Below are 24,053 nucleotides of genomic sequence, written 5' to 3'. Positions count from 1 at the left end.
TCATGAAAACGCCCTTATTCCGCACCATCCTGTCACGTGACAAAGCCGACACCCTGCTCTTGATCTTTGCCTGTGCCTTTGTACTCTTGCCACATGCCGATCATGTGATGTGGTGGGTGAATGCATCCTGCGCCTTGTTATTGACATGGCGTGGCTGGCTGACCTTGAGTGGCCGCCGCCTGCCGCATGCCATGTTGCTGCTACCAGTCGCCATCCTGATGATGGCATGCGTTTTCCTGACGCACAGAACTTTTTTTGGCCGGGAAGCTGGCGTCACCATGCTGGTCTTGCTATTGACTTGCAAACTGCTGGAGATGCATGCCAAACGCGATTTATTCGTCGTTATCTTTCTTGGTTTCTTTATCTTGCTGACCAGCTTCTTTTATCAGCAAACCATTCTCGCCGCCGTGCTAACCCTGACAGGTTTGTGCCTGCTACTGACTGCACAATTATCGTTTCACTATACTGGCGTGGTACCGCCACTAAGGCAAAGACTCAAGTTCGGCGCCACTATATTGGGTTTGGCAATCCCGCTTACGATTATCGCCTTTGTGTTGTTTCCACGCATACAGGGGCCACTCTGGGGTTTGCCGGGTGACGCCCATTCGGCACGCAGCGGTTTGTCCAGCTCCATGTCGCCTGGCAATATCAGTGACTTGGCGCAATCCGAAGAGATTGCCTTTCGTGTCAAGTTTACACAAGAAATCCCTGCCAAGCCCTTGCTGTACTGGCGCGGTATCGTCATGGATAAATTTGATGGCCGCAGTTGGTCGCATGAAGACAGGAGATCTCTTTACAGAAATGCAGAAGAAAGAGATTGGATCAGCTATACCGGTCAACCAGTACACCAGGAAATCACGCTGGAAGCCAATGGTCAAAACTGGTTGTTCGCCCTCGACATGCCCGCCAGCAAGCCCGAAATTGAAGGCAGCTCGGCAAGCAGCATCGTCATTAACCAGCAAATGGAAACCCGGCGCGAACAGAGCACCCAGGAAAGAATCAAGTACCAGATAGCGTCTTATCCTGGCTATAGCCTGGAAGCCAATAGCAGCCGTGAAATGCAAGCACACTCTCTGCATCTACCGGCGGGTTATAACCCGCGGACTACCGCCTTTGCAGCCAGCCTGCGGCAGCAATATCAGGATGACTTACAACTGGTTCGGGCGGTACTCGATTATTTCCGCCGCGAAGCCTATTCGTACACGCTCGATCCACCACTGCTGGGCACAAATAGTGCCGATGAATTTTTGTTCGATACCAAGGCTGGATTTTGTGAACACTATGCCAGTGCCTTTGTCTTGCTGATGCGTGCGGCGAATATACCGGCGCGCGTAGTTGCAGGTTATCAGGGTGGCGAACTGAACTCCATCGACGGCTTTCTGGAAATACGACAATCCAATGCCCATGCCTGGGCAGAAGTCTGGCTGGAGGGCAAGGGCTGGATCAGGGTAGACCCCACTGCCGCGGTTGCTCCTGAGAGGGTAGAACGTTCTCTCAATTACGCCGTGCCACGCCAGGGTTTGGCCGGGCTCATGAACCTCAGCCCTGACGGAATCTCTTTTTTCAATCAGATGCGCATGCAATGGAGTGCTGTCAATAACTCCTGGAACCAGTGGGTCCTGAACTACAATCAGAGCAAACAAATCAGCCTGCTAAACTCACTGGGCTTCAAAAAAATCGACTGGGCTCAGATTACCTTGCTGTTTTTCATTCTCACCAGCCTGGTACTGGGTTTGATGGCCTTGCCTTTGATACGCAACCGACCACGTCTAAGTGCTCTTGATAAGGTATACTTTTCTTTCTGTCGCAAGATGGAAAAAAAGACCGCAGCGCGTGCCTTGCATGAAGGCCCTTCCGCCTATCTGGAAAAATTGCGCACCAGCCTGCCCGCAGCCGATTTTGAAAATGCCGAGCGTTTTCTGAAACTGTATGCCAGCGCCCGCTACGGCAAAAACCCAGGCCCGGACAACGTATTGATCCGGCGTTTAAAAACCTTGCTGGCAGCATGCCGCTAATTTTTTATTGACGCATTTTGATTTCTCCCATAACACCGGTAACAAGCAAGCCTGGCACTTTGCAAAACTGCATCTATTCCCTCATCATTGCGACGGCACTTATCATGACGGGTGAAGCAAATGCTGCAACGAAAAAGCAAGTAAAAAAAGCGGCTGCCGCTGCTACTGCAAGTGAAAGCCATTTTGAGCAATGGAAAGAAGTCTCAGGATTTATCGCCAGCATGATCAGCAAGCATGGCTTTACTGAAACTGAATTGAAAGCCACTTTCAAGCAGGTCAAACACATCGAATCCGCCAGGCAATTGATGCGCCCTGCCCCACCGGGAAAGCCCAAGAACTGGAAAGCCTACCGCGCGCGATTTGTCGAACCTTATCGCATTGAAGCCGGCGCTGCCTTCTGGGACAAATATGCTGATGCACTGACAAAAGCTGAGCAAGAATATGGTGTCCCGCCTGAGATTATCGTTGGCTTGATAGGCGTGGAAACCATCTTCGGCAAACAGACTGGTGGCTTTCGCGTCATGGATGTGTTGACTACATTGGCATTTGATTACCCAGACACGCCGACCCGCGATGCGCGCATGCAGTTTTTCCGTGGTGAACTGGAAAACATGTTGCTGATGGCCAAAGAATCTTCGCTCGACCCATTTGTTTTCAAGGGTTCTTATGCAGGAGCTATAGGCTGGCCACAATTCATGCCTGGCAGTATCAGGAAATATGCCGTTGACTTTGATGGTGATGGCAAGATCAATTTGACTGACTCACCAGTCGATGCCATCGGCAGCGTCGCCCACTATCTGGCGGTTCATGGCTGGAAACGCAACTTACCGATTGCTTTTCCAGCGACCCTGGTCGTCCCTGAAAAGAGCGAGCAACTCAATACTGCTCTGGGGAAAGGTTTACTGGCCAGCTATCAGTTGCAGGATTTAAAAGCCATGGCGACAACAGCAAGTAGCGAAGCGCCAACAAATATTTCCTATGGACTCGTTGATCTGCAAAATGGCAATGACGCAACAGAGTACTGGTTTGCAACAGACAATTTTTTTGCCATTACGCTATACAATCGGAGTTATTTTTATGCCATGTCAGTGTTTGACTTGGGCCGTATGATCGCAGCTGCCAGACATAAATAATGAGCATAGAAGCAGGTTGAGGTACATTGGAAGGGGATAATAACAATTTAACAGATTTTTCCTGCCCGAATAAAATTGTTAATTTATGTTATTCTAGTAACTAATTACTGGAATAAACATTGCCATTCAGTATTTTCTAAACTAAAGTGTTGTTATCTAGTTGACACATTTATGTATGAACTAAGCAATGTGTCAAGAGATTTAACAATGGTTTGCTATTTTTCTGACAAGCAAATTATATTTTAAAGATACAATATTACCGTTTGATTAATTTTTTATTGAAGCAACTAAATTTAGCATCAATAAACTAAACAGCGAGGTAATTATGGCAAACCTGACCCAGCTTGAATCCGATGAAATCGACTATGATCCAAACAATCTGTTGGATACTCTGATCAAGCAATTGCATTTGAAAAATGATGCAGCACTCTCCAGAGCATTGGAAGTGGCACCACCAGTAATTAGTAAAATCAGGCATCGTCGCCTGCCTGTAGGCGCATCATTACTGATACGCATGCATGAAATCAGCGATGTCAGCATCAAAGAACTGCGCGAATTGATGGGCGACCGTCGTGCGAAGTTCCGTATCAGCGACAAACAATTCAAACCAAAAGACGCAGCATAAGTCTTTTATTTGATCGGTGGTTGCTGCCTGATAAGTCTTCGGATTTCCAGGAAAACTGCTTTATTGAAAAATACCGAAAATGCGCCAAAAGCGTGATTTCGGTATTTTTTTGGCTTTTTTAATTATGCTGAGGATTTGTGACAGCGTGATGTAAAGAGCTGACAGAGTCGGGCTTGCAGAGTAAATACAGGGTGAGCGCAATGCCAGCACCCACCAGGCTAAGTCTATCAGGCAGGAAATACGCCAGTAGACAAATAGCGGTCACCACGGTCGCAAACGATGAAGACGATGGTGGCATTTTCTACAGTCTGTGCTACACGTAAAGCAATTTCGCATGCTCCTGCGGCAGAAATACCACAGAATATCCCCTCCTCCACTGCCATCCTGCGCGCCATGTGTTCGGCATCGGCCTGCGTCACAGACTCCACCTGATCCACCCTGGCCTTGTCATAGATTTTGGGTAAATATGCTTCCGGCCATTTGCGTATGCCAGGTATCTGTGAACCTTCTTCTGGTTGCGCGCCAATGATGTGGATCTGCGGATTTTGTTCCTTCAAGTAAGCGGATACACCCATGATGGTGCCAGTCGTGCCCATGGCACTGACGAAGTGAGTGACCTGCCCCTTGGTATCACGCCAGATTTCTGGTCCCGTAGCTTCATAGTGAGCCAAAGGATTATCAGGGTTGGCGAACTGATCGAGTATCACCCCCCGCCCTTCTGCCTGCATTTGTGTTGCCAGATCACGGGCATACTCCATCCCCCCCGTCTTGGGCGTCAACATGATTTGTGCGCCATAAGCGGCCATGCTTTGGCGCCGCTCTATGCTCAGGTTTTCTGGCATCAGCAAAATCATCTTGTAACCACGCATGGCCGCAGCCATGGCCAGAGCAATGCCGGTGTTGCCACTGGTAGCTTCAATCAGGGTATCGCCGGGCTTGATCTGACCGCGCTCTTCTGCCCTTTTGATCATGGACAAGGCCGGTCTGTCCTTGACTGAGCCAGCAGGATTGTTTCCTTCCAGCTTGCCCAGAATGACATTATTACGTCGCTGATTGTCAGCACCTGGTATACGTTGCAATCTTACGAGTGGGGTATTGCCTATGGTATCTTCAATGGTCAGATAGGTCATGGTCAGCATGCTTAAAATTACAAAGCCTCATTCTAATCGCAGTTCCCATTAGACGCTTGCAGCATAAGCTAGTTGGTTGGCTGGTGAAACCTGTCTTCTTCAAGCAGAAATGCATTACTCCCCATACAGATCAAGAGTTTCACCTTGTCATTTGAGGTATCAGATATGCTTATACAGATTTTAAATAAGCTAATAAAAAACCTCAGGGTCACCCCTGAGGTTTTTTATTTTGCACATACAGCAAACAGCAATATGCTGGATTTGGCTTTATTTAGCGCTGGCCTTGGAAGCTGCCGCGGCTGCAGAAGCGGCAACGGGAGCCTTGGCAGCTGCCGGGGCAGATGCGGGTTTAGCAGTAGCAGCAGGTGCTGATGCCGCCGCTGGAGCTGCAGCCTTATCTGCAGCTTTATCTGCCGCTTTTTCTGCCTTATCAGCCTTGGCAGACGCTGCACTGGCCACAGGTTTTGCTGCAGCACCAGGTTTTGCCTGGCCATTGACCGTCAAACCGGCAGCAGACAACTTAGCCGAACTCTTTTCGCCTATGCCTTTGACGCGGCTTTCAAAATCTGCCCAGTCCTTGAAGGCACCATTCTTGGTACGCTCTTCTATGATGGCCTTGGATTTGGTCGGACCTATACCCTTGATACCATCCAATGCAGCCTGGTCACCTTTATTGACATCAACATCAGCAAATGCAAATCCGGTAGCTGCCAACAAAGCCATCAAGCCAAACACTAATTTCTTCAACATGCGAATACTCCCTCAATAATTGAACATTTATTTAAGCGGTATAGTTCAGTTTTTATCACTGTCTATATGGATATCAACGGAATCAACTACATTCCGTTGACAAGTATTCCACAAAATCACTGTATACATATGTCAACTTTATTCAATCGCCCAGCCTGTCTATCAAAAAATCAATAAAACAACGCAGCTTGGGTGGCATCTGGCGGCGACTTGCATAGATGGCATACAGATTGGCGGCAAAACCCGGCTCATTACCGCCGACCAGTTGCAAACGGCCGGAGGCAAGATCATCATCCACTAACCAGGCGGGCAAAAATGCAGCGCCCATGTCTGACAGTACGCAATGATAGCTGAGTGTGGTGTCGCTACATTTCATGATGGCATCTAGCTTCAATGGTGGCATTTCTGTTTGTATTGGCAAACGAAACCGTTCCAACTGGACATAATTGGGCAAGATGACAGCCATGGCAGCCTCCTCGGCTGCTTTCTCAGCTCTCTCAAGCAAATAGGCTGGCGTCGCTACCAGATGGAATTCCACCTTGCACAAGCGCCTCGCGATCAGGGCAGAAGAAGGCTCATCGGTGGCCCGCAAGGCCAGGTCAAAGCCATCCGCCACCAGATCCACCATATGATTATCCAGATGCAGATCCAGCCGGACTTCAGGATAGTCTTGCCGGAAATCTGCCAGCAACCTGGCAAAGCCAGGGTTGGCACACCATACCGGCGCACTTATTTTCAATTCACCACGTGGTGGCCCGCTGGTTTGCGCGACCGAGGCGACTGCAGCATCAAGAATATCCAGCGCCTGCCTGCCCTGCGCAAAAAAATCCTTACCCGCCTCAGTCAGACTCATGCTGCGGCTGCTACGGTTCAATAGCCGCGCCCCGAGCTTGCGCTCCAATCTGGAGATATGTTTACTGACCATGGATGCAGCCATGCCCAGGCGATCTGCCGCAGCAGTAAAGCTGCCTGACTCGACGATTTCGCGAAACACCCTGATGCCATTGATATCAAGTTCGTCCATGACCTGCCTTCACTAGTTCAATGTTTCCATTTATGGAAACATTACAATTACTTTACCACCATCGATTTCCACAATGAGAAACATTATGATGGATTACATCGCGCTCCATCATCAAGAAAATGAGCCTCCGTGCTGAATGACTACTCAAGGATATTCATATGAACCTGCCTACCTACTTTATCTCGCATGGCGGCGGCCCCTGGCCATACATCGAAGATATGCGCAAAGCCATGCATGTGCTGGAAACGTCGTTGGTCGATATACCACAACAATTGCCACACAAGCCCAAGGCCATACTGATGATCTCGGCGCACTGGGAAGAGAGTTCTTTTACGCTCATGAGTAATCCCAGGCCGGGCATGGTGTATGACTATGGTGGCTTTCCCGAGCATACCTATCATGTGCGCTACCCTGCCCCAGGCTCGCCAGAGCTGGCTGACCGTGTAATTGGCCTGATCAGGGCAGCAGGACTGCCCACGCAAGCTGATGGACAACGTGGCTTTGATCATGGCGCATTTGCACCACTGGCCGTCATGTACCCTGAAGCGGATATGCCTGTCGTGCAATTATCACTGCGCACAGGTCTGGACCCGGCCGAGCATCTGGCTTTGGGACGTGCCCTGGCCCCCTTGCGGGCCGAGGGAGTGCTGATCATAGGCAGCGGGCTCAGCTACCATAACCTGCGCCGCTTTGGTCCGCTGGCAAAAGAACCATCATCGAGTTTTGATGACTGGTTGCAGGATAGCCTGATCGCCAGCAGCACCACAGAAAGAGTCGCCCGCCTGATCCATTGGGAAGATGCGCCGGCAGCAAGGGTAGCCCATCCAAGGGAAGAGCATTTACTGCCACTGATGGTGGCCGTGGGTGCGGCAGAGGATGAAGTTGCCAGTTGTGTTTATCATGAAGAAAACATCTTTGGCGGTGTGGTGGCATCGAGCTTCCGCTTTGGGACGATTGCCTGATAAACCTGTATTGAGAATGCTGGCTTGAATACTTCAAGCCAGTACAGTTATCAATTTAATGTGCAGACTCAGGAAAGAGTTCTTCTCGCGTCACAGTCGCCGTACCCAGCTTGCCAACGACTATACCGCCCGCACGGTTGGCAATCACTACCGCCTCTTGCATGGACTTTCCTTGCGCCAGCATGACAGCCATGGTAGCGATGACGGTATCACCGGCACCAGAAACATCAAATACTTCACGCGCCATTGCTGGCACATGGGTCACACCATCAGCTGTGAATAAGGTCATGCCTTCTTCAGAACGGGTCAGCAGCAAGGCGTCGATGTGCAGCTCTGCGCGCAGTTGCTGCGCCCTGGCTGTCAGTTCTTCTTCATTTGGCCAGTCTCCAATGATTTGCTTCAGCTCCGACTTGTTCGGAGTCAGCAAGCTGGCACCGGCATAGCGTTTGAAGTCACTGCCTTTGGGGTCGACCAGCACGATCTTGCCTGCGGCCTTTGCTGCAGCAATCATCGCGCTGACATTCACCAGGCTGCCCTTGGCATAGTCGGATAAAACCACGACATCATAGCCAGTCAACAAGGAATTGAAGCGATTGAGTTTGTCACGCAGGACATGCTCAGTCGGACGTTCTTCAAAATCGATACGCAACAATTGCTGTTGCCTGCCGATGACGCGCAGCTTGATGATGGTAGAAATTTGCTGATCACGGCTGAGATAAGCTTCTATGCCTGAAGTCTTCAGCAGGCGCTCCATGCTATTGCCAGCATCATCGTCACCAATGACTCCCATCAAGGCAGCCTGCACACCCAGGGCGACGGCATTGCGTGCCACATTGGCTGCACCACCGAGGCGTTCTTCACTTTTTTCCACGCGCACGATAGGCACCGGGGCTTCGGGTGATATGCGGTTAACTTCGCCAAACCAGTATCTGTCCAGCATGACATCGCCAGCGACCAGAATACGCTTCATCTTTGCATCCATATTTTGCATTATTTGTTCGTCAGTACAGAGCGGCCTATGCCGTGGTATTCAATGCCCAGCTCGGTCATGACTGTAGGCTCGAACAGATTGCGGCCATCAAACACCACAGGCTGTTTCAGTCGTGCCTTGACTTCGTCAAAGTCCGGGCTGCGAAAGGCCTTCCATTCAGTAACAATGGCCAAGGCGTCAGCGTCCACCAGCGCATCCATGGGGTTGGCGGCATATCGTATGGAAGCCAGCAATTCTGGCGCATCATAGAAATCCAGTTCCAGCACGCGCTTGGCTTCCTGCATGGAGACCGGGTCATAAACTGCCACCGTCGCACCTGCGCGCAACAATTCACCGAGCAAAACACGCGAAGACGCCGCACGCATATCATCGGTATTCGGTTTGAATGCCAGGCCCCAGATGGCGAAATGGCGGCCACTGAGGTTTTCACCAAAGCGCTGCTGCATCTTGTCGCCAAGTACCTGCTTTTGACGTGCATTGACTGCTTCCACCGCCTGCAGTATCAGAAGATTCAGACCATAGTCCTGTGCTGTGCGTTCCAGCGCCTGCACGTCTTTGGGGAAGCAAGAGCCGCCATAGCCGCAACCGGCATACAAAAAACTGTGGCCTATGCGAGGATCAGAGCCGATGCCGTGACGTACTGCTTCAATATCGGCACCGACATGGTCAGCCAGATTCGCCAGTTCGTTCATGAACGAGATGCGGGTCGCCAGCATGGCGTTCGCGGCATATTTGGTGAACTCTGCCGAGCGCACATCCATCCAGTAAGTGCGTTCATGATTGCGATTGAAAGGCGCATACAGTTTCTTCATCTGGCTACGGGCTTTCTCTCCCTGCGGTGTCTGGTCGCAACCGATGACGATGCGGTCAGGACGCATGAAGTCTTCTACTGCCGCGCCTTCTTTCAAAAATTCTGGATTGGATACCACCGAAAATTCTGCCGTCACAGAACGTGCCCCTAGCTCCGCAGAAATGGCGGCACTGACGCGGTCAGCCGTGCCGACAGGCACGGTAGATTTATCAACGACGACCTTGAAATTGGTCATGTACTTGCCGATGTTTTTTGCCGCAGCAACGACATATTGCAAGTCAGCAGAACCATCTTCATCTGGCGGTGTGCCGACAGCGATGAACTGCACATCACCGTGCTTGACGCTGGCTTCGATATCGGTAGAAAACTGTATGCGGCCCGCAGCTCGGTTGCGCGCGACGATTTCTTCCAGGCCAGGCTCATGGATAGGGATGCCGCCGTTATTGAGAATATCAATTTTGCGCTGGTCAACATCCAGGCAAAACACATCATTTCCCAATTCAGCCAGGCAGGCGCCTGTGACCAGACCAACATAACCTGTACCAATAATTGTGATTTTCATTTTTTGATCACCATATAAAAATAAGTCATTCCGTGCATCCAGACATCTAGTCATCAACATAGAGTTTCGGATCACGGACCTTATTCAAGATTCTTTAAAGCTCAATGAGTATTCAGGGAATGCTCTTTCCTTATCTGGACCGAGCCTATTAATTCATTACATTGAGTTCTTCAGTACGGCGCGGTGGGTAAGTTTCCCATTTACTACAACCCGGGCAATGCCAGTAAAATTGCCTAGCCTTGAACCCGCAATGCGAGCACTGATAGCGAGCCAGCTTTTGTGCGTAACCGTGGACCAGATTCTTGATGATGGCCAATTCTGGCCTGACTTCAGGTGGCACAACCATGATGCGGCCATCCAGCAATTTATCCAGGCCCAGCAGCGTCGGCGTCCTGCGTAATTCTTCACTGACCAGGCTGTTGACGGCTTCTATACCTTCCAGCTCCAGCGTGGCCTTGAAAGCCACTTCCAGCAAGTCGATCGATGGCGCGTCAGCCAGATAATTCTTCAGCAAATTCAAGCCTTCTTGCGCCTTATCGAGCTTGCGGTAAGCGTCCATAAGGCGCTGAGCCACCAGCGCCACATGCGGCACGCTTTGCTGCTCTACCCTGCGCCAGGTGGACAAGGCTATTTCAGCGTCACCATTGGCCATATACACATCCCCCATGAGAATGATGGCGCGTACATTATTACGGTCTGCTGCCAGTGCTTTTTCCAGATTGGCCAGTGCAGCATCGGTATTGGTATGCACCAGTTCATCCTGGGCAATTTCACAGTAGAACTGGGCAATTTCCTTTTGGCGGCCACCAGCACCGCATTCCTGCAAGGCATTCGCTGCTTCTATGGCGCGCGCCCATTCTTTCTCACGCTGGTAGATTTCCAGCAAGGCGCGTCGAGCCTGAGCTTCAAACGGGCTATTGACGAGCAGGTTATAGGTTTCTTCGGCACGGTCGAGCAAACCGGCTTTCAGGTAATCCTGGCCCAGCTCATACATGGCCTGGGTTTTTTGCTCAGTAGGCAAGTCTGGCCTGGCCAGCAGGTTTTGATGGACGCGGATAGCGCGTTCAGTCTCGCCACGGCGGCGGAACAGGTTACCGAGGGCAAAATGCAAGTCTACTGCCTCAGGATCGAGCCTGACGATGTCGATGAAGGCATCAATGGCCTTGTCCGGCTCGTCATTCAGCAGGAAATTCAAACCCTTGAAATAGCCACGCGGCAGGCTGCGGGATTCCGAGATCAACTGACGTATATCGATACGGGCAGCAGTCCAGCCAAGGGTGAAGAATAAGGGGATACCAAGTAACCACCAGATTTCAAATTCCATGTGCGTTTTTTCTTATTGTGTTTTCAGGTATTGCGAATGCTATCAGGCTGCGGGGCTTGTGTGCTTGCCCTTTGCACTGCTTCACGTTCTTTTTCAATTTCTGCCAGGGTCTTTTTATGCTTGTGCAGGTCGCGTCTGTGGCGAAACACCATAGGCACCATGGCCAGCGCGCCCAGCGTAGCACCGCCAGCAAAAAAAGCCAGCAGCATGATGACCAGCGGCGCAGACTGTTGATAGCCAAAGAAATATTGCAGCGTCACTATCTGGTCGTTTTTCAAGGCAAAGCCAAAGAACAGGATAAACAGGACAATGGCGAACAATCTTGAAATATATTTCATGTATGCTTCCTTGAGGATAAGCGGAAAAATCGTCAATTAAGCAATTAATCCCGAAAAGAGCATTGTACTGAAAAAAAACGGCATATCGGAAAACCGATATGCCGTTTTTATCTTTGCGTCATCTAATTAGCTCAAAATTCCGAGCTCAACAACCAGTCAGCCTGACTTAGTCATCGTGTATCGGTTGCCCCACCATGGCATCAACACGTTCGCGCAATTCCTTACCTGGCTTGAAGTGCGGCACCCGTTTTTCAGGGACCATCACCTTGTCACCGGACTTAGGATTACGACCTATCCGTGGTGGACGACTGTTCAGTGCGAAGCTGCCAAACCCACGGATTTCTATGCGTTGCCCTGTTGCCAGGGCATCCGACATTGCATCCAGTATAGTTTTAACAGCAATATCCACATCTTTAGCTACCAGTTGCGGATATCGCTCTGCCAGACGAGCTATCAGCTCCGACTTAGTCATAGTAATAAATCTTATGACGTAAGCTTAGTTTTTATTGTCGAGCTTGGCTTTCAACAAAGCGCCCAGGCTGGTTGTGCCGGATGCTGCGTTGGAATCAGTAACGGACATTTTTTGCATTGCTTCTTGTGTTTCAACGCTATCTTTAGCTTTGATAGACAATTGGATGCCACGAGCTTTGCGATCGATGTTCAATACCAGGGCTTCAACGCTGTCGCCGACTTTCAGGTGTGTACCAGCATCTTCCACGCGGTCGCGGGAGATTTCGGATGCACGCAGGTAGCCTTCAACGTCGTCTGCCAACTGGATAACTGCGCCTTTGGCTTCAACAGATTTAACTGTACCAACGACAACTGCACCTTTGTCATTCATTGCGCAGTAGTTGTTGAATGGGTCGCCTTCCAGCTGTTTAACGCCCAGGGAAACACGCTCACGCTCAACATCGATAGCCAGAACGATCGCTTCCAGTTCGTCACCTTTCTTGAAGCGACGTACTGCTTCTTCGCCTGTTTCGTTCCAGGACAGATCAGACAAATGTACCAGACCGTCGATGTTGCCAGACAAACCGATAAATACGCCGAAGTCAGTGATGGACTTGATCGCGCCGCGAACTTTGTCACCTTTCTTGTGGTTGATCGCGAAATCATCCCAAGGATTGGCTTTGCACTGTTTCATGCCCAGGCTGATACGACGACGCTCTTCGTCGATTTCCAGAACCATGACTTCAACTTCGTCGCCCAATTGAACAACTTTGTTTGGTGCAACGTTTTTGTTAGTCCAGTCCATTTCGGAAACGTGAACCAGACCTTCGATACCTTGCTCGACTTCAACAAACGCGCCGTAGTCGGTCAGATTCGTTACTTTACCGAACAGACGTGTGTTCGCTGGGTAACGACGGGACAAACCTGTCCATGGGTCGTCGCCCAATTGTTTTACGCCCAGGGAAACACGGTTTTTCTCTTGGTCGAATTTCAATACTTTTGCAGTGATTTCCTGACCAACTGTCAACACCTCGGAAGGGTGACGTACACGACGCCATGCCAGATCAGTGATGTGCAACAAGCCATCGATGCCGCCCAGATCAACGAACGCGCCGTAGTCAGTGATATTTTTAACAATACCAGTAACCACTGTGCCTTCTTTCAGGGTTTCCATCAGTTTTTGACGCTCTTCGCCCATGGACGCTTCAACAACAGCGCGGCGGGACAGCACAACGTTGTTACGTTTGCGGTCGAGCTTGATAACTTTGAATTCCATGGTTTTGCCTTCGTAAGGAGTTGTATCCTTAACTGGGCGTGTATCAACCAAAGAACCTGGCAAGAAAGCGCGGATGCCGTTCGTCAGAACAGTCAGACCACCTTTGACTTTGCCATTTACTGTACCAGTAACAATCTCGCCAGACTCCAGCGCTTTTTCCAGCGCGAGCCAGGAGGCCAGACGTTTAGCTTTGTCACGGGACAAAATTGTGTCGCCGAAACCGTTTTCCAGCGAATCAATCGCTACGGAAACGAAATCGCCGATATTAACTTCCAGGTCGCCCTGGTCGTTTTTGAATTCTTCAACAGGGATAAAGGCTTCAGACTTCAAGCCAGCGTTAACGATCACGAAGTTGTGGTCGATACGGACGACTTCAGCAGAAATCACTTCACCGGAACGCATATCCTGACGTGACAGGGATTCTTCGAACAAAGCTGCGAAGCTATCTGCACCGGTTGCGAAATCTTGGGACATAAAAACAGTAGACATAGTATTTACAAGTTAGCCGGAATAGCACAAAGGCACTGTTTACCGGGTTAGGTTGAACATCCCCTTATTAACCTTGCGTCAATAAAGGCACTTGAAACGACACATGCAGACTTCACCAGCTACTTATTACCTAAGCTACCTATACGGCGTTGTTTGTCTGTGTTTGCGCATACCAGACCAGGACTTTACTGACCGCTTCTTCAGCAGTTAATTCAGAGGTATCCAGGATGATCGCGTCTGGCGCAGGCTTGAGCGGCGCTGTGGTGCGAGCACTATCTCTCGCATCACGTTCCATCAAATCTTTTACCAAGTTTTCCATATTAGCAGAAATTCCCTTTTCAATCAATTGCTTATATCGACGGCTTGCGCGCGCCTCAGCACTTGCTGTCAAGAAAACTTTTAAGCTGGCATCTGGGAAGATGACAGTTCCCATATCACGCCCGTCAGCCACCAGACCGGGCGTATAGCGAAAAGCTACCTGCAAATCGACCAGCGCCTGACGCACTGCTGGCAAAACAGCAATGCGCGAGGCAGCCACGCCAACTTCTTCTGCCCGCACAGCGTCGGTAACATCAGCTTCTTCAAGAAAAACATGTCCGTGAACAAAACGACAAGGCAGGGTTCTTGCCATCGTAGCAATGGCAGCTTCATCTTCCAGTGCGATGCCATGGCGGGTAGCCATTAGGGCAGTGAGGCGGTACAAGGCTCCAGAATCCAGGTAATGAAAACCCAGATGCTTGGCTACCCTGTGTGCCACCGTGCCCTTGCCGGATGCGGTAGGGCCGTCTATGGTGATAACAGGACTACGTGCGGTCATAGATAACAATAAAAACCTTTAAAACAAATCTTTGTGATTAATCTTGGCAAAGACTTCAAAATAATCAGGAAAAGTCTTGGCCACGCATTTTGGATCGTTGATGCGCATAGTAGCACCTCTGCGGGCACGTCCATCGAGACTGGCCAAAGAGAAACACATAGCCATCCGGTGATCATCATAGGTATCGATGGTAGCTGGCAATATATGCTCAGGCGGCGTCACCGTCATATAGTCGGCACCCTCTTCCACTATCGCACCCAGTTTGCGCAATTCTGTCGCCATGGCAGACAAGCGATCGGTTTCCTTGACGCGCCAGCTGGCAATATTGCGCAGCGTAGTGGTGCCATTGGCATACAGGGCAGCTACCGCAATCGTCATGGCAGCATCGGGAATATGGTTGAAGTCCATGTCTATGGCTTGCAAGACACCGTTCGAGCTGGCTTCTATCCAGTTATCGCCACGGGTAATCGTTGCCCCCATCTTTTCCAGCGCTTCTGCAAAGCGTACATCGCCTTGGATGCTAGCCTTGCCTACACCTTCAACCCGGATAGGCCCGCCAGCAATGGCACCTGCCGCCAGGAAATAAGAAGCAGAAGAAGCATCGCCTTCGACATGGATAACACCAGGCGACACATAATGCTGGCCTTTTGTGACTGTAAATGCCTGCCAGCCATCACGCGCTACCGTCACGCCAAATTTTTGCATGAGGTTCAGGGTGATTTCTATATAGGGCTTGGATATCAGCTCGCCTATCACTTCTATTGTTACATCATGCTCACGTGCCATCAATGGCGCGGCCATCAGCAAGGCCGTCAGAAACTGGCTGGAAACATTGCCTTTGACTTGCAAACGCTGGGCATGGATATGGCCACGGCGTATATGCAAAGGAGGGTAGCCAGGGTTGCCGGTATATTCAATTTGCGCACCTGCTTCGTTGAGTGCATCAACCAGGTCACCGATAGGACGTTCATGCATGCGGTGCACGCCGTGGATGGTGTAGTCCCCACCCAACACGGCCAATGCACCAACCAATGGGCGTATCGCAGTACCGGCGTTACCCATGAACAGATCAGCCTGGTGTTTGGGGAAATGGCCTTTGACGCCATCTACCGTGTAATTCTGGCTATCACCATCCTGCTCCCAGTGCACGCCTAATTGCGTCAAAGCGTTCAGCATGACCAGGGTGTCATCGGATGCCAGCAAATCCATGATCTGGGTCTTACCTTCCGCCAGCGCTCCCAGCAAAAGTGTACGATTGGAAATGCTTTTTGAACCCGGTAATTTGACAGTGCCCTGCACCTGCATGACAGGTTGCAGATCGAGGTAATGCGGATAATGTTTGCTTGCTTGTGTCATGGTCTTATTCAATTCTGATCTGAGTTTGAAGACGAGAGAAACGCATAAGCGTTATCAATCCCCACCTTCACGCTGCTGTTTCTCGGCTGCCTCAATGGCGCTAATCCAGTTATGGCGCGCGCGCTGGGCATTTGCGTAAATACCTTCTATGCCGTCACTGTTGGCATCCACCAAATGCTGGCGCAAAATGGACAGGCGGGCGGTGTAAGAATCCAGCTCCTGCAACATCGCGATACGGTTCGCCAGGCTGATGTCGCGCCACATTTCTGGTGATGAACCGGCAATGCGGGTAAAGTCGCGGAAGCCACTTGCTGCATATTGGAACAAGGTATCCGCATGCGGCTTGCGGGCAATATCATCGACCAGGGCATAAGCCAGCAAATGCGGCAAATGGCTGACTGCGGCAAATACGCCGTCATGTGCCGCAGGCTCCAGATGATGAATGATGGCACCGCATTGCTGCCAGGCCCAGGCCACCCTGGCCACATCAGCATCAGTATTTTCTGGCAGGCGGGTGATGACCGCTTTTTTGCCAACATACAAATCCACCAGTGCTGCCTCAGGCCCATTTAGCTCACGTCCGGCTATCGGATGCGCCGGTAAAAATTGCGCAATCTTTTCACCGAGGCTGGCGCGTGCTGCTGCCACCACATCGGCCTTGGTACTGCCCGCATCCGTGACTATCGTACCAGCTTGCAGATGCGGATAAATCGCCTTCAATATCGCGCCGGTTTGTGCGACGGGCGCGGCAATCAGCACCAGATCACAGTTGCGTAATGCCTGCTCGGCATTCAAGGCTATTTCATCGATGATACCCAGTTGCTGCGCTTTTTCCAGCGAAGCTTGACTGCGCCCTACTCCGACTATCTGCTCAACTGCACCAGCCTTTTTTAAAGCCAGGGCAAACGAGCCACCAATCAAACCTACGCCAAAAATCGCTATACGTTGAAAAGCTTTTTGCATCAGGCACTCACACTGTACAAGGGTAAGAGCCCAGCACCTTGAAGAAGGCTGCCTTGTCATTCAACTCGGACATGGCAGCTTCTACCTTGGCGTCCATCACATGGCCTTCCACATCGACATAGAAATAATATTCCCAATTGCCGGTGCGTGCTGGGCGTGACTCAAAACGCGTCATCGATACGCCATGCTTTTCCAGTGGGGCCAGCAGGTTGTAGACAGCGCCCGCCTTGTTGGGCGTCGCCAGCACGATGGAAGTCTGGTCTTTGCCGCTAGGCGTGGTACGCAGACGGCCAATGACCGCAAAACGGGTACGGTTATGCGGGTCGTCCTGGATATGTGCAGAGACTATGCCCAGGTTGTACTGATGACCGGCAATTTCACTGGCAATCGCCGCCACCGTATAGTCACCACTGGCCATGCGTGCTGCCTCTGCATTCGATGCCACTGCATGTCTTTCCACATGTGGATAATGCTGATTCAGCCAGGCCTGGCATTGCGCCAGAGCTTGTGAGTGGGCGCAGATGCGGCTGATGCCCTCCATATTGCCAGACCTGCTCATCAGGCTATGCTGCACAGCTATCGCCAGCTCACCACTGATGGCGAGGCTGGTTTGCAAGAGCAGGTCGAGCGTGCGGTTGATCGCGCCTTCTGATGAATTCTCGATAGGCACGACACCAAAATCTGCCGTACCAGCTTCTGTAGCACGAAAAACTTCATCAATGGATACGCAAGGCAAAGGCTGGATAGCATGACCAAATTGCTTGTAGACGGCCTGCTCACTGAAGGTGCCGACAGGGCCAAGGAAAGCCACCACCACGCGGCGCTCCAGTGCACGGCAAGCCGACATGATTTCGCGGAAGATCAGTTGTATATCGTCACTGAGCAACGGACCCGGATTGCGCTCCGCCACGCCGCGCAAGACTTGTGCTTCGCGTTCCGGGCGAAACACCGGGGCATTGGTTTCTGCCTTGACATGACCTACTTCTTCGGCCACGCGGGCGCGCTGGTTCAGCAAATCCAGGATTTGTGCATCGATGGCATCAATCTTGATGCGCAGGGGGAGTAATTTATTGTCGCTCATACTGTACCTAAAAACCGTGTTTGATAAGGTGTGGGCATGGTCAGCAGTGTTTAACTGCGCCATGCCAGATCATACTTTGCTACTCGCCAGGCTTTTGATCCGGCTTGTCAGCGCCACGGTTTCCAGGTGATGGTGTTGTGCCATGCTCAGAAAGGGCTGACTGGAGTATATATATTGAATAAGTGATTTTAATGCAAACTTGCTCAGGAATGTTTGCGGGCAAATTCTTGCATAAAGCTGACCAAAGCCTGCACGCCGTCTATAGGCATGGCGTTATAAATAGAGGCACGCATGCCACCTACGGATTTATGGCCTTTCAATTGCAACAAGCCATTTGTCTTGGCTTCTGCCAGAAATGCCGCATTCAGGCTTTCATCTTTCAGGTAGAAAGGTACATTCATACGCGAACGGCTACCTTTCTCTACCCGGTTTTCATAAAAATCTGTGGAATCAAGGTAGTCATACAGTAAGCCGGACTTGGCGATATTCTTTTGCTCCATCGCCGCCACGCCACCCTGTTGCTTGAGCCACTGGAACACCAGGCCTGCGATATAAATCGCATAGGTTGGCGGGGTGTTGTACATGGAATCATTGTCGGCAACGATTTTCCAGTCAAAGGCAGAAGGGCAAATAGGCAAGGCATGGCCAAGCAAATCTTCCCGCACGATGACGATGGTCAAACCAGCCGGGCCGATATTTTTTTGCGCCCCGCCAAAGATAACGCCGTATTTGGAGACATCAATCACACGCGACAAGATGTGCGAAGACATGTCCGCCACGATGGGGGCATCACCTGTTTCAAGCGCTACATCTGGCGCGAACTGATACTCGACACCATCGATGGTTTCGTTGGTGCACAGATGCACGTAAGCTGCACCTGGCGTCAATTTCCAACTATCGCGCGGCGGCACAGTAGTGAATCCGCTAGCCTCGCCGGAAGCTGCAATATTCACATTGCCGTATTTTTTTGCTTCCTTGATGGACTTGCCTGTCCAGGATCCGGTATGCACAAAATCTGCCGTTGCGGGCTGTGGCTTGCGCCCCATCAAATTCATGGGGACGATGGCGTTTTCACCCAGGCCACCACCTTGCAGGAACAGGATTTTATAATTGTCCGGCACCGCCAGCAGCTCGCGCAAATCACTTTGCGCAGCAGCGATGATGGACATGAACTCTGGCCCACGGTGGCTCATTTCCATGACGGACATGCCACTGCCATGCCAGTCCAGCATTTCGGCAGCGGCTTGCTGCAATACCTCTTTCGGCAATACTGCCGGGCCTGCAGAGAAATTGTAGATCGTCGTCATGATGTTTTACTCCGCTGTGTCAGCTTCTGGTGCGCTGCCTTCCGCTTCGCCAGCACCGTTATCGCCTGTATCTACATCCGCATCTGTTTCAACAATACGTTGCAGGCCAGACAGCTTGGTGCCATCTTCCACAGCAATCAAGGTCACACCCTGAGTTGCGCGACCCATTTCGCGGATCTCGGAAACACGGGTACGTATCAGGATGCCACCAGTAGTGATCAACATGATTTCATCCGTTGTTTCAACCAGAGTAGCTGCCACAACCTTGCCGTTACGCTCGGAAGTCTGAATCGCGATCATGCCCTTGGTACCACGGCCGTGTCGCGTGTATTCAGTGATAGGTGTACGCTTACCGAAGCCGTTTTCAGTCGCTGTCAACACAGATTGCTGTTCATTTTCAGCTACCAGCAATGCAATGACTTGCTGACCTTCATCCAGATTCATACCACGTACACCACGGGCGGTACGGCCCATAGGACGTACGTCGTTTTCATCAAAGCGTACAGCCTTGCCAGAATCAGAGAACAACATGACATCATGCTTGCCATCGGTCAGTGCCGCGCCGATGAGGAAATCGCCTTCATCCAGATCAACCGCAATAATGCCGGCTTTACGTGGATTACTAAAGTCAGTCAGAGGTGTTTTCTTGACCGTGCCCAGGCTGGTGGACATGAAGACATAATGGTCTTCAGGGAAAGTGCGGTTAACGCCAGACAAAGGCAGGATGACGGTGATTTTTTCACCTTCCTGCAATGGGAACATGTTCACAATCGGCTTGCCGCGCGAAGTACGCGAGCCTTGTGGCACTTCCCATACCTTCAACCAGTACATGCGGCCACGGTTACTGAAGCACAGGATGTAATCATGGGTATTGGCCACGAAGAGTTGCTCAATCCAGTCATCATCCTTGGTTGCAGTCGCCTGCTTGCCACGACCACCGCGTTTTTGCGCACGGTATTCAGACAAAGGTTGCGACTTCATATAACCAGTGTGCGACAAGGTCACGACCATGTCTTGCGGCGTGATCAGGTCTTCTGTGCCCAGGTCAGTAGCGTTATGGGTGATTTCTGAACGGCGTACGTCTTTGTTGCCTTCGCCGTATTCATTGCGAGCCAGGGTCAGCTCATCAGTGATGATGACGGTGACGCGTTCTGGCTTGGACAAGATGTCCAGCAAATCGGCGATTTCTGCCATGACGTCTTTGTATTCATTGACGATCTTGTCTTGTTCCAGACCAGTCAGGCGTTGCAAACGCATTTGCAGGATTTCTTGCGCCTGGTCATCAGACAATTTATACAGGCCATCAGGCTGTATGCCGTAATGCTTGGGCAAATTCTCAGGGCGGAAAGCATCAATGCCAGCTAAATTGTCAGCCGCAGTACGTGTCAGCATCTCGCGCACCATGGAACTATCCCAGGCACGGGTCATCAATTCCTGTTTCGCGATCGGTGGCGTCGGTGCTGCGCGGATGATGGCGATAAAGTCATCGATATTCGCCAGCGCAACTGCAAGGCCTTCCAGCACATGACCACGTTCACGCGCCTTGCGCAGCTCAAACAGAGTGCGGCGTGTCACAACTTCACGGCGATGTGACAAGAAGCAGGACAGCATTTCCTTCAAGTTCAGCAGCTTGGGCTGGCCATTCACCAGCGCCACCATGTTCATGCCGAAGGTGTCTTGCAACTGCGTTTGCTTGTACAAATTGTTCAGTACCACATCAGGTACTTCGCCACGCTTGAGTTCGATAACCACGCGCATGCCCGATTTATCGGATTCATCGCGGATGTCAGAAATACCATCGAGCTTTTTGTCACGTACCAGTTCAGCGATACGTTCCAGCAGGGATTTTTTATTGACCTGGTAAGGCAGCTCATCAACGATCAGTGCCGTGCGATTTTCTTTGCCAAATTCTTCAAAGTGGGTCTTGGCGCGCATGACCACACGGCCACGACCAGTGCGGTAACCGTCGCGCACACCAGACACACCATAAATAATGCCACCAGTAGGAAAATCTGGCGCAGGGATGATCTCGATCAGTTCATCGATCGTGCAATCGCTATTGCGCAAGACATGCAGGGCACCGTTGATGATCTCGGTAATATTATGTGGCGGGATATTCGTCGCCATACCCACCGCAATACCGGATGCACCGTTGATCAGCAGATTCGGGATGCGGGTAGGCAGAACTGACGGCTCTCTTTCCTTACCGTCATAGTTGGGGACGAAGTCGACTGTTTCTTTTTCGATATCAGCCAGGATTTCATTGGCGATCTTGTCCAGACGGCACTCGGTATAACGCATCGCCGCAGCATTATCGCCATCGATGGAGCCGAAGTTACCCTGACCATCGACCAGGGTATACCGCAGGGAAAAATCCTGCGCCATACGCACCAGCGTGTCGTAAATGGAGGCATCGCCGTGGGGATGGTACTTACCCATGACTTCACCCACCACACGCGCACATTTGACGAATGGGCGGTTATAGACATTGTTCATTTCGTGCATCGCGAACAATACGCGACGATGCACAGGCTTTAAGCCATCACGCACATCCGGCAAAGCGCGACCTACGATAACGCTCATCGCGTAATCGAGATAGCTTTTGCGCATTTCTTCTTCAAGGGAAATCGGGAGTGTTTCTTTTGCGAATTGATCCATTGGCGGCCGGCGAATTAGAGCTTGGTTAATTAATAACGTCTTCGACTACGTCCTCAATGACATCTTATTAAGACTATTAAAGACTGACGTTTAACTCTTGATTCTAACATGCCTCCCACCCTGAATTCCATTTATAGCAATTAAGTCAGCCAAACTCTGCCTGTAGCCAGCAAAATTGCCAAGCAAGGGTTTGCAACACTGTCGTTCAAATGACAGCCTGAGCGCAAATTTATATGATTTAATCAAAAGCATAATAAAAAACACCCCTCAAAATAATCAACACCCCCCACGGAGACAACCATGTTAAAGAATTTGACAGCACTTTGCGCGCTTGCCGCATTCACCCTCCCTATAGCAACTGTATTTGCCCAATCCAATCCAGCAGCACCTGCGTCAGCAGCACAAAGCCCAGAAGCCCCCGCCTCGGCCGCCGCACCAGCTACACCTCCAGCACCAGTCGCCCCGCCAGCACCACCTGCCCCACCCAAACGCTGCGACTTTGCCCTCACCCTGCCTAGTGATGAAATTTTCGAGCGCAATAAATCTACACTTAACAGCAAAGGCAAGGAACGCATCGACAATGAAGTCATGGCCAAACTAGCCAACTGCGCCAAAGTCGACCTGATCGTCGTCAGTGGCCATACTGACTTGAACGGTAGCCATGCGCAAACCCAAAAATCATCGGAAAAAAATGCCGATGCCGTGGTTGCCTACCTCGGCAGCAAGGGTCTGAATACTTCCATGGAGACCATGGGCATGGGCAAAACCCAACAAATCAAGGCTTGCGACGACAAACAGCCCAAAGCCAAATTGATGGAATGCATGGCACCAAACCGCCGCATTGTCATAGAGGGGCGTGGCCTGGCCAAGTAAACTCAACGGGGAAAAGTCACCAAAGCTTGGCCTTAAATAAACAATTTCCCCTTTTGAAACTGGTATTAACTTGCCAAAGTGCATATTAAGTTGTAAATATGCGACATATTTGACTAAGTGTAACTTTGCCGATTTAACAATTTTCGTCTTAAACTTGCTGAATATGGCAAAATAGAACGAATGTTGATAAATGGCTTGATGATGTTTGACGAAATAGTAATGTCATCATCGCCGTGTTAATATGTGGTTTTATGCAGTAATTTCGCGCAGTTCATCTGCGGTAATAATCTCACCCGAGAGGAGAAATATGAAAAATTTAGTCAAGCTCGTTATCGCAGCGTCCGCAGTAGCATCCTTTTCTGCTTCCGCACAACAAGACATCATGGCTAACAAGCCACACAGCGCCTATGTACAAGATGGTCGCGGTGTAATTGCACGTGACCCATTTGGTCTGTGCTGGCGCACAGGCTACTGGACACCTGCTGACGCAGTTCCAGGTTGCGATGCACCACTGGTAAAACCAGCTGCACCAGCCGCAGTAACACCAGCACCGGCAGTAACACCAGTTGTGCCTCCAAAACCAGTTGCTCCACCTGCACCTACTTCTGAAAAAGTAACGTTCGCAGCTGATGCATTCTTTGATTTTGACAAAGCTGTTCTGAAACCAGAAGCTAAAGTCAAACTCGACGACATGGCATCCAAATTGAAATCCATCAATCTGGAAGTTGTGATTGCTGTTGGTCACACTGACTCTGTAGGCTCTGACGAATACAACCAAAAATTGTCTATCCGTCGCGCTGAAGCAGTCAAAGCTTACTTGGTAAGCAAAGGTATCGAAGCTAACCGTGTTTACACCGAAGGCAAAGGCGAAAAACAACCAGTAGCTGACAATAAAACAGCTGATGGTCGCGCTAAAAACCGTCGCGTTGAAATCGAAGTTGTTGGTACACGCAACGTTAAGTAATCGAAGCCTGGCTTCTGTAAAAAACCCGCTTCGGCGGGTTTTTTACTTTGTAGTTTGCACAAAAACAGATACGGATCATTTCCATCCGATGTTTGTTTTTCACCAATGCAGTACCTGTCTGAATCGCCTACAATAGCGGTTTCGCAGCTCATGC

Annotated in this window: 21 protein-coding genes; 6 read left to right on the top strand and 15 right to left on the bottom strand. The window is 50.7% G+C overall.

Annotated elements, in window-relative coordinates; translation table 11 throughout:
- Positions 1-2 precede the first annotated feature (2 nt).
- The 3 genes from H8L47_RS07570 to H8L47_RS07560 all read left to right on the top strand — a co-directional run bounded on the left by H8L47_RS07570 (position 3) and on the right by H8L47_RS07560 (position 3,773).
- Positions 3-2,015 carry a transglutaminase family protein gene (locus H8L47_RS07570; RefSeq protein WP_186952942.1) on the top strand — a complete coding sequence of 671 codons (2,013 nt, stop codon included), beginning with the start codon at positions 3-5 and terminating at the stop codon, positions 2,013-2,015.
- Between the two features lie 17 nt (positions 2,016-2,032).
- Positions 2,033-3,148: a lytic murein transglycosylase B gene (mltB, locus tag H8L47_RS07565; protein WP_230413636.1), complete on the top strand. Its 1,116-nt coding sequence runs from the start codon at positions 2,033-2,035 to the stop codon at positions 3,146-3,148.
- A gap of 325 nt (positions 3,149-3,473) precedes the next feature.
- Positions 3,474-3,773 (top strand): hypothetical protein, encoded by a 300-nt coding sequence (locus H8L47_RS07560; RefSeq protein ID WP_110257001.1) that lies wholly within the window; start codon positions 3,474-3,476, stop codon positions 3,771-3,773.
- A gap of 227 nt (positions 3,774-4,000) precedes the next feature.
- Here H8L47_RS07560 and cysM read toward each other — a convergent pair whose 3' ends face one another.
- The 3 genes from cysM to H8L47_RS07545 all read right to left on the bottom strand — a co-directional run bounded on the left by cysM (position 4,001) and on the right by H8L47_RS07545 (position 6,677).
- The gene (gene cysM / locus H8L47_RS07555; RefSeq protein ID WP_186952940.1) at positions 4,001-4,903 is read right to left on the bottom strand and encodes a cysteine synthase CysM; all 903 of its coding nucleotides are present in this window, start codon (positions 4,901-4,903) and stop codon (positions 4,001-4,003) included.
- Between the two features lie 267 nt (positions 4,904-5,170).
- Positions 5,171-5,653 carry a ComEA family DNA-binding protein gene (locus tag H8L47_RS07550; RefSeq protein ID WP_186952938.1) on the bottom strand — a complete coding sequence of 161 codons (483 nt, stop codon included), beginning with the start codon at positions 5,651-5,653 and terminating at the stop codon, positions 5,171-5,173.
- Between the two features lie 142 nt (positions 5,654-5,795).
- On the bottom strand, positions 5,796-6,677 hold the full coding sequence (locus tag H8L47_RS07545) for a LysR family transcriptional regulator (protein ID WP_186952937.1): 882 nt from the start codon (positions 6,675-6,677) through the stop codon (positions 5,796-5,798).
- Positions 6,678-6,835: 158 nt separating this feature from the next.
- Between H8L47_RS07545 and H8L47_RS07540 the strand changes: the two genes are divergently transcribed.
- The gene (locus tag H8L47_RS07540) at positions 6,836-7,639 is read left to right on the top strand and encodes a DODA-type extradiol aromatic ring-opening family dioxygenase (protein WP_186952936.1); all 804 of its coding nucleotides are present in this window, start codon (positions 6,836-6,838) and stop codon (positions 7,637-7,639) included.
- A 55-nt stretch (positions 7,640-7,694) separates the two neighbouring features.
- On the opposite strand, the gene rfaE1 is transcribed toward H8L47_RS07540, so the two are convergent.
- The 12 genes from rfaE1 to gyrA all read right to left on the bottom strand — a co-directional run bounded on the left by rfaE1 (position 7,695) and on the right by gyrA (position 22,062).
- The gene (rfaE1, locus tag H8L47_RS07535; RefSeq protein WP_230413635.1) at positions 7,695-8,609 is read right to left on the bottom strand and encodes a D-glycero-beta-D-manno-heptose-7-phosphate kinase; all 915 of its coding nucleotides are present in this window, start codon (positions 8,607-8,609) and stop codon (positions 7,695-7,697) included.
- Between the two features lie 20 nt (positions 8,610-8,629).
- Positions 8,630-10,003: a UDP-glucose dehydrogenase family protein gene (locus tag H8L47_RS07530; protein WP_186952932.1), complete on the bottom strand. Its 1,374-nt coding sequence runs from the start codon at positions 10,001-10,003 to the stop codon at positions 8,630-8,632.
- Between the two features lie 148 nt (positions 10,004-10,151).
- Positions 10,152-11,327, bottom strand: a complete 1,176-nt coding sequence (gene lapB / locus H8L47_RS07525) for a lipopolysaccharide assembly protein LapB (protein WP_186952930.1) — start codon at positions 11,325-11,327, stop codon at positions 10,152-10,154.
- Positions 11,328-11,350: 23 nt separating this feature from the next.
- Positions 11,351-11,665, bottom strand: a complete 315-nt coding sequence (locus tag H8L47_RS07520) for a LapA family protein (protein WP_186952928.1) — start codon at positions 11,663-11,665, stop codon at positions 11,351-11,353.
- Positions 11,666-11,831: 166 nt separating this feature from the next.
- The gene (locus H8L47_RS07515; RefSeq protein WP_110256992.1) at positions 11,832-12,137 is read right to left on the bottom strand and encodes an integration host factor subunit beta; all 306 of its coding nucleotides are present in this window, start codon (positions 12,135-12,137) and stop codon (positions 11,832-11,834) included.
- 24 nt (positions 12,138-12,161) lie between these two features.
- Positions 12,162-13,865 carry a 30S ribosomal protein S1 gene (gene rpsA / locus H8L47_RS07510; RefSeq protein ID WP_186952926.1) on the bottom strand — a complete coding sequence of 568 codons (1,704 nt, stop codon included), beginning with the start codon at positions 13,863-13,865 and terminating at the stop codon, positions 12,162-12,164.
- Positions 13,866-14,019: 154 nt separating this feature from the next.
- Positions 14,020-14,697: a (d)CMP kinase gene (gene cmk / locus H8L47_RS07505; RefSeq protein ID WP_186952924.1), complete on the bottom strand. Its 678-nt coding sequence runs from the start codon at positions 14,695-14,697 to the stop codon at positions 14,020-14,022.
- Between the two features lie 18 nt (positions 14,698-14,715).
- Positions 14,716-16,053, bottom strand: a complete 1,338-nt coding sequence (aroA, locus tag H8L47_RS07500; protein WP_186952922.1) for a 3-phosphoshikimate 1-carboxyvinyltransferase — start codon at positions 16,051-16,053, stop codon at positions 14,716-14,718.
- 54 nt (positions 16,054-16,107) lie between these two features.
- Positions 16,108-17,016, bottom strand: a complete 909-nt coding sequence (locus H8L47_RS07495; RefSeq protein ID WP_186952920.1) for a prephenate dehydrogenase — start codon at positions 17,014-17,016, stop codon at positions 16,108-16,110.
- 7 nt (positions 17,017-17,023) lie between these two features.
- Positions 17,024-18,097 carry a prephenate dehydratase gene (pheA, locus tag H8L47_RS07490; RefSeq protein ID WP_186952918.1) on the bottom strand — a complete coding sequence of 358 codons (1,074 nt, stop codon included), beginning with the start codon at positions 18,095-18,097 and terminating at the stop codon, positions 17,024-17,026.
- Positions 18,098-18,300: 203 nt separating this feature from the next.
- Positions 18,301-19,404 (bottom strand): 3-phosphoserine/phosphohydroxythreonine transaminase, encoded by a 1,104-nt coding sequence (gene serC, locus H8L47_RS07485; RefSeq protein ID WP_186952916.1) that lies wholly within the window; start codon positions 19,402-19,404, stop codon positions 18,301-18,303.
- Positions 19,405-19,410: 6 nt separating this feature from the next.
- Positions 19,411-22,062, bottom strand: coding sequence for a DNA gyrase subunit A (gene gyrA, locus H8L47_RS07480; protein ID WP_186952914.1), 2,652 nt, complete (start codon positions 22,060-22,062; stop codon positions 19,411-19,413).
- 300 nt (positions 22,063-22,362) lie between these two features.
- On the opposite strand from gyrA, the gene H8L47_RS07475 reads away from it, so the two are divergent.
- A complete protein-coding gene (locus tag H8L47_RS07475) occupies positions 22,363-22,935 on the top strand; it encodes an OmpA family protein (RefSeq protein ID WP_186952913.1) in 573 nt (190 codons plus the stop codon).
- A 307-nt stretch (positions 22,936-23,242) separates the two neighbouring features.
- Positions 23,243-23,899 (top strand): outer membrane protein OmpA, encoded by a 657-nt coding sequence (ompA, locus tag H8L47_RS07470; protein ID WP_186952911.1) that lies wholly within the window; start codon positions 23,243-23,245, stop codon positions 23,897-23,899.
- The last annotated feature ends 154 nt before the right edge of the window (positions 23,900-24,053 follow it).

Source organism: Undibacterium umbellatum (assembly GCF_014284125.1).
In the GTDB taxonomy this organism is placed as follows: Bacteria; Pseudomonadota; Gammaproteobacteria; order Burkholderiales; family Burkholderiaceae_D; genus Undibacterium; species Undibacterium umbellatum.
This window is presented reverse-complemented; position numbering and strand designations above follow the sequence as displayed.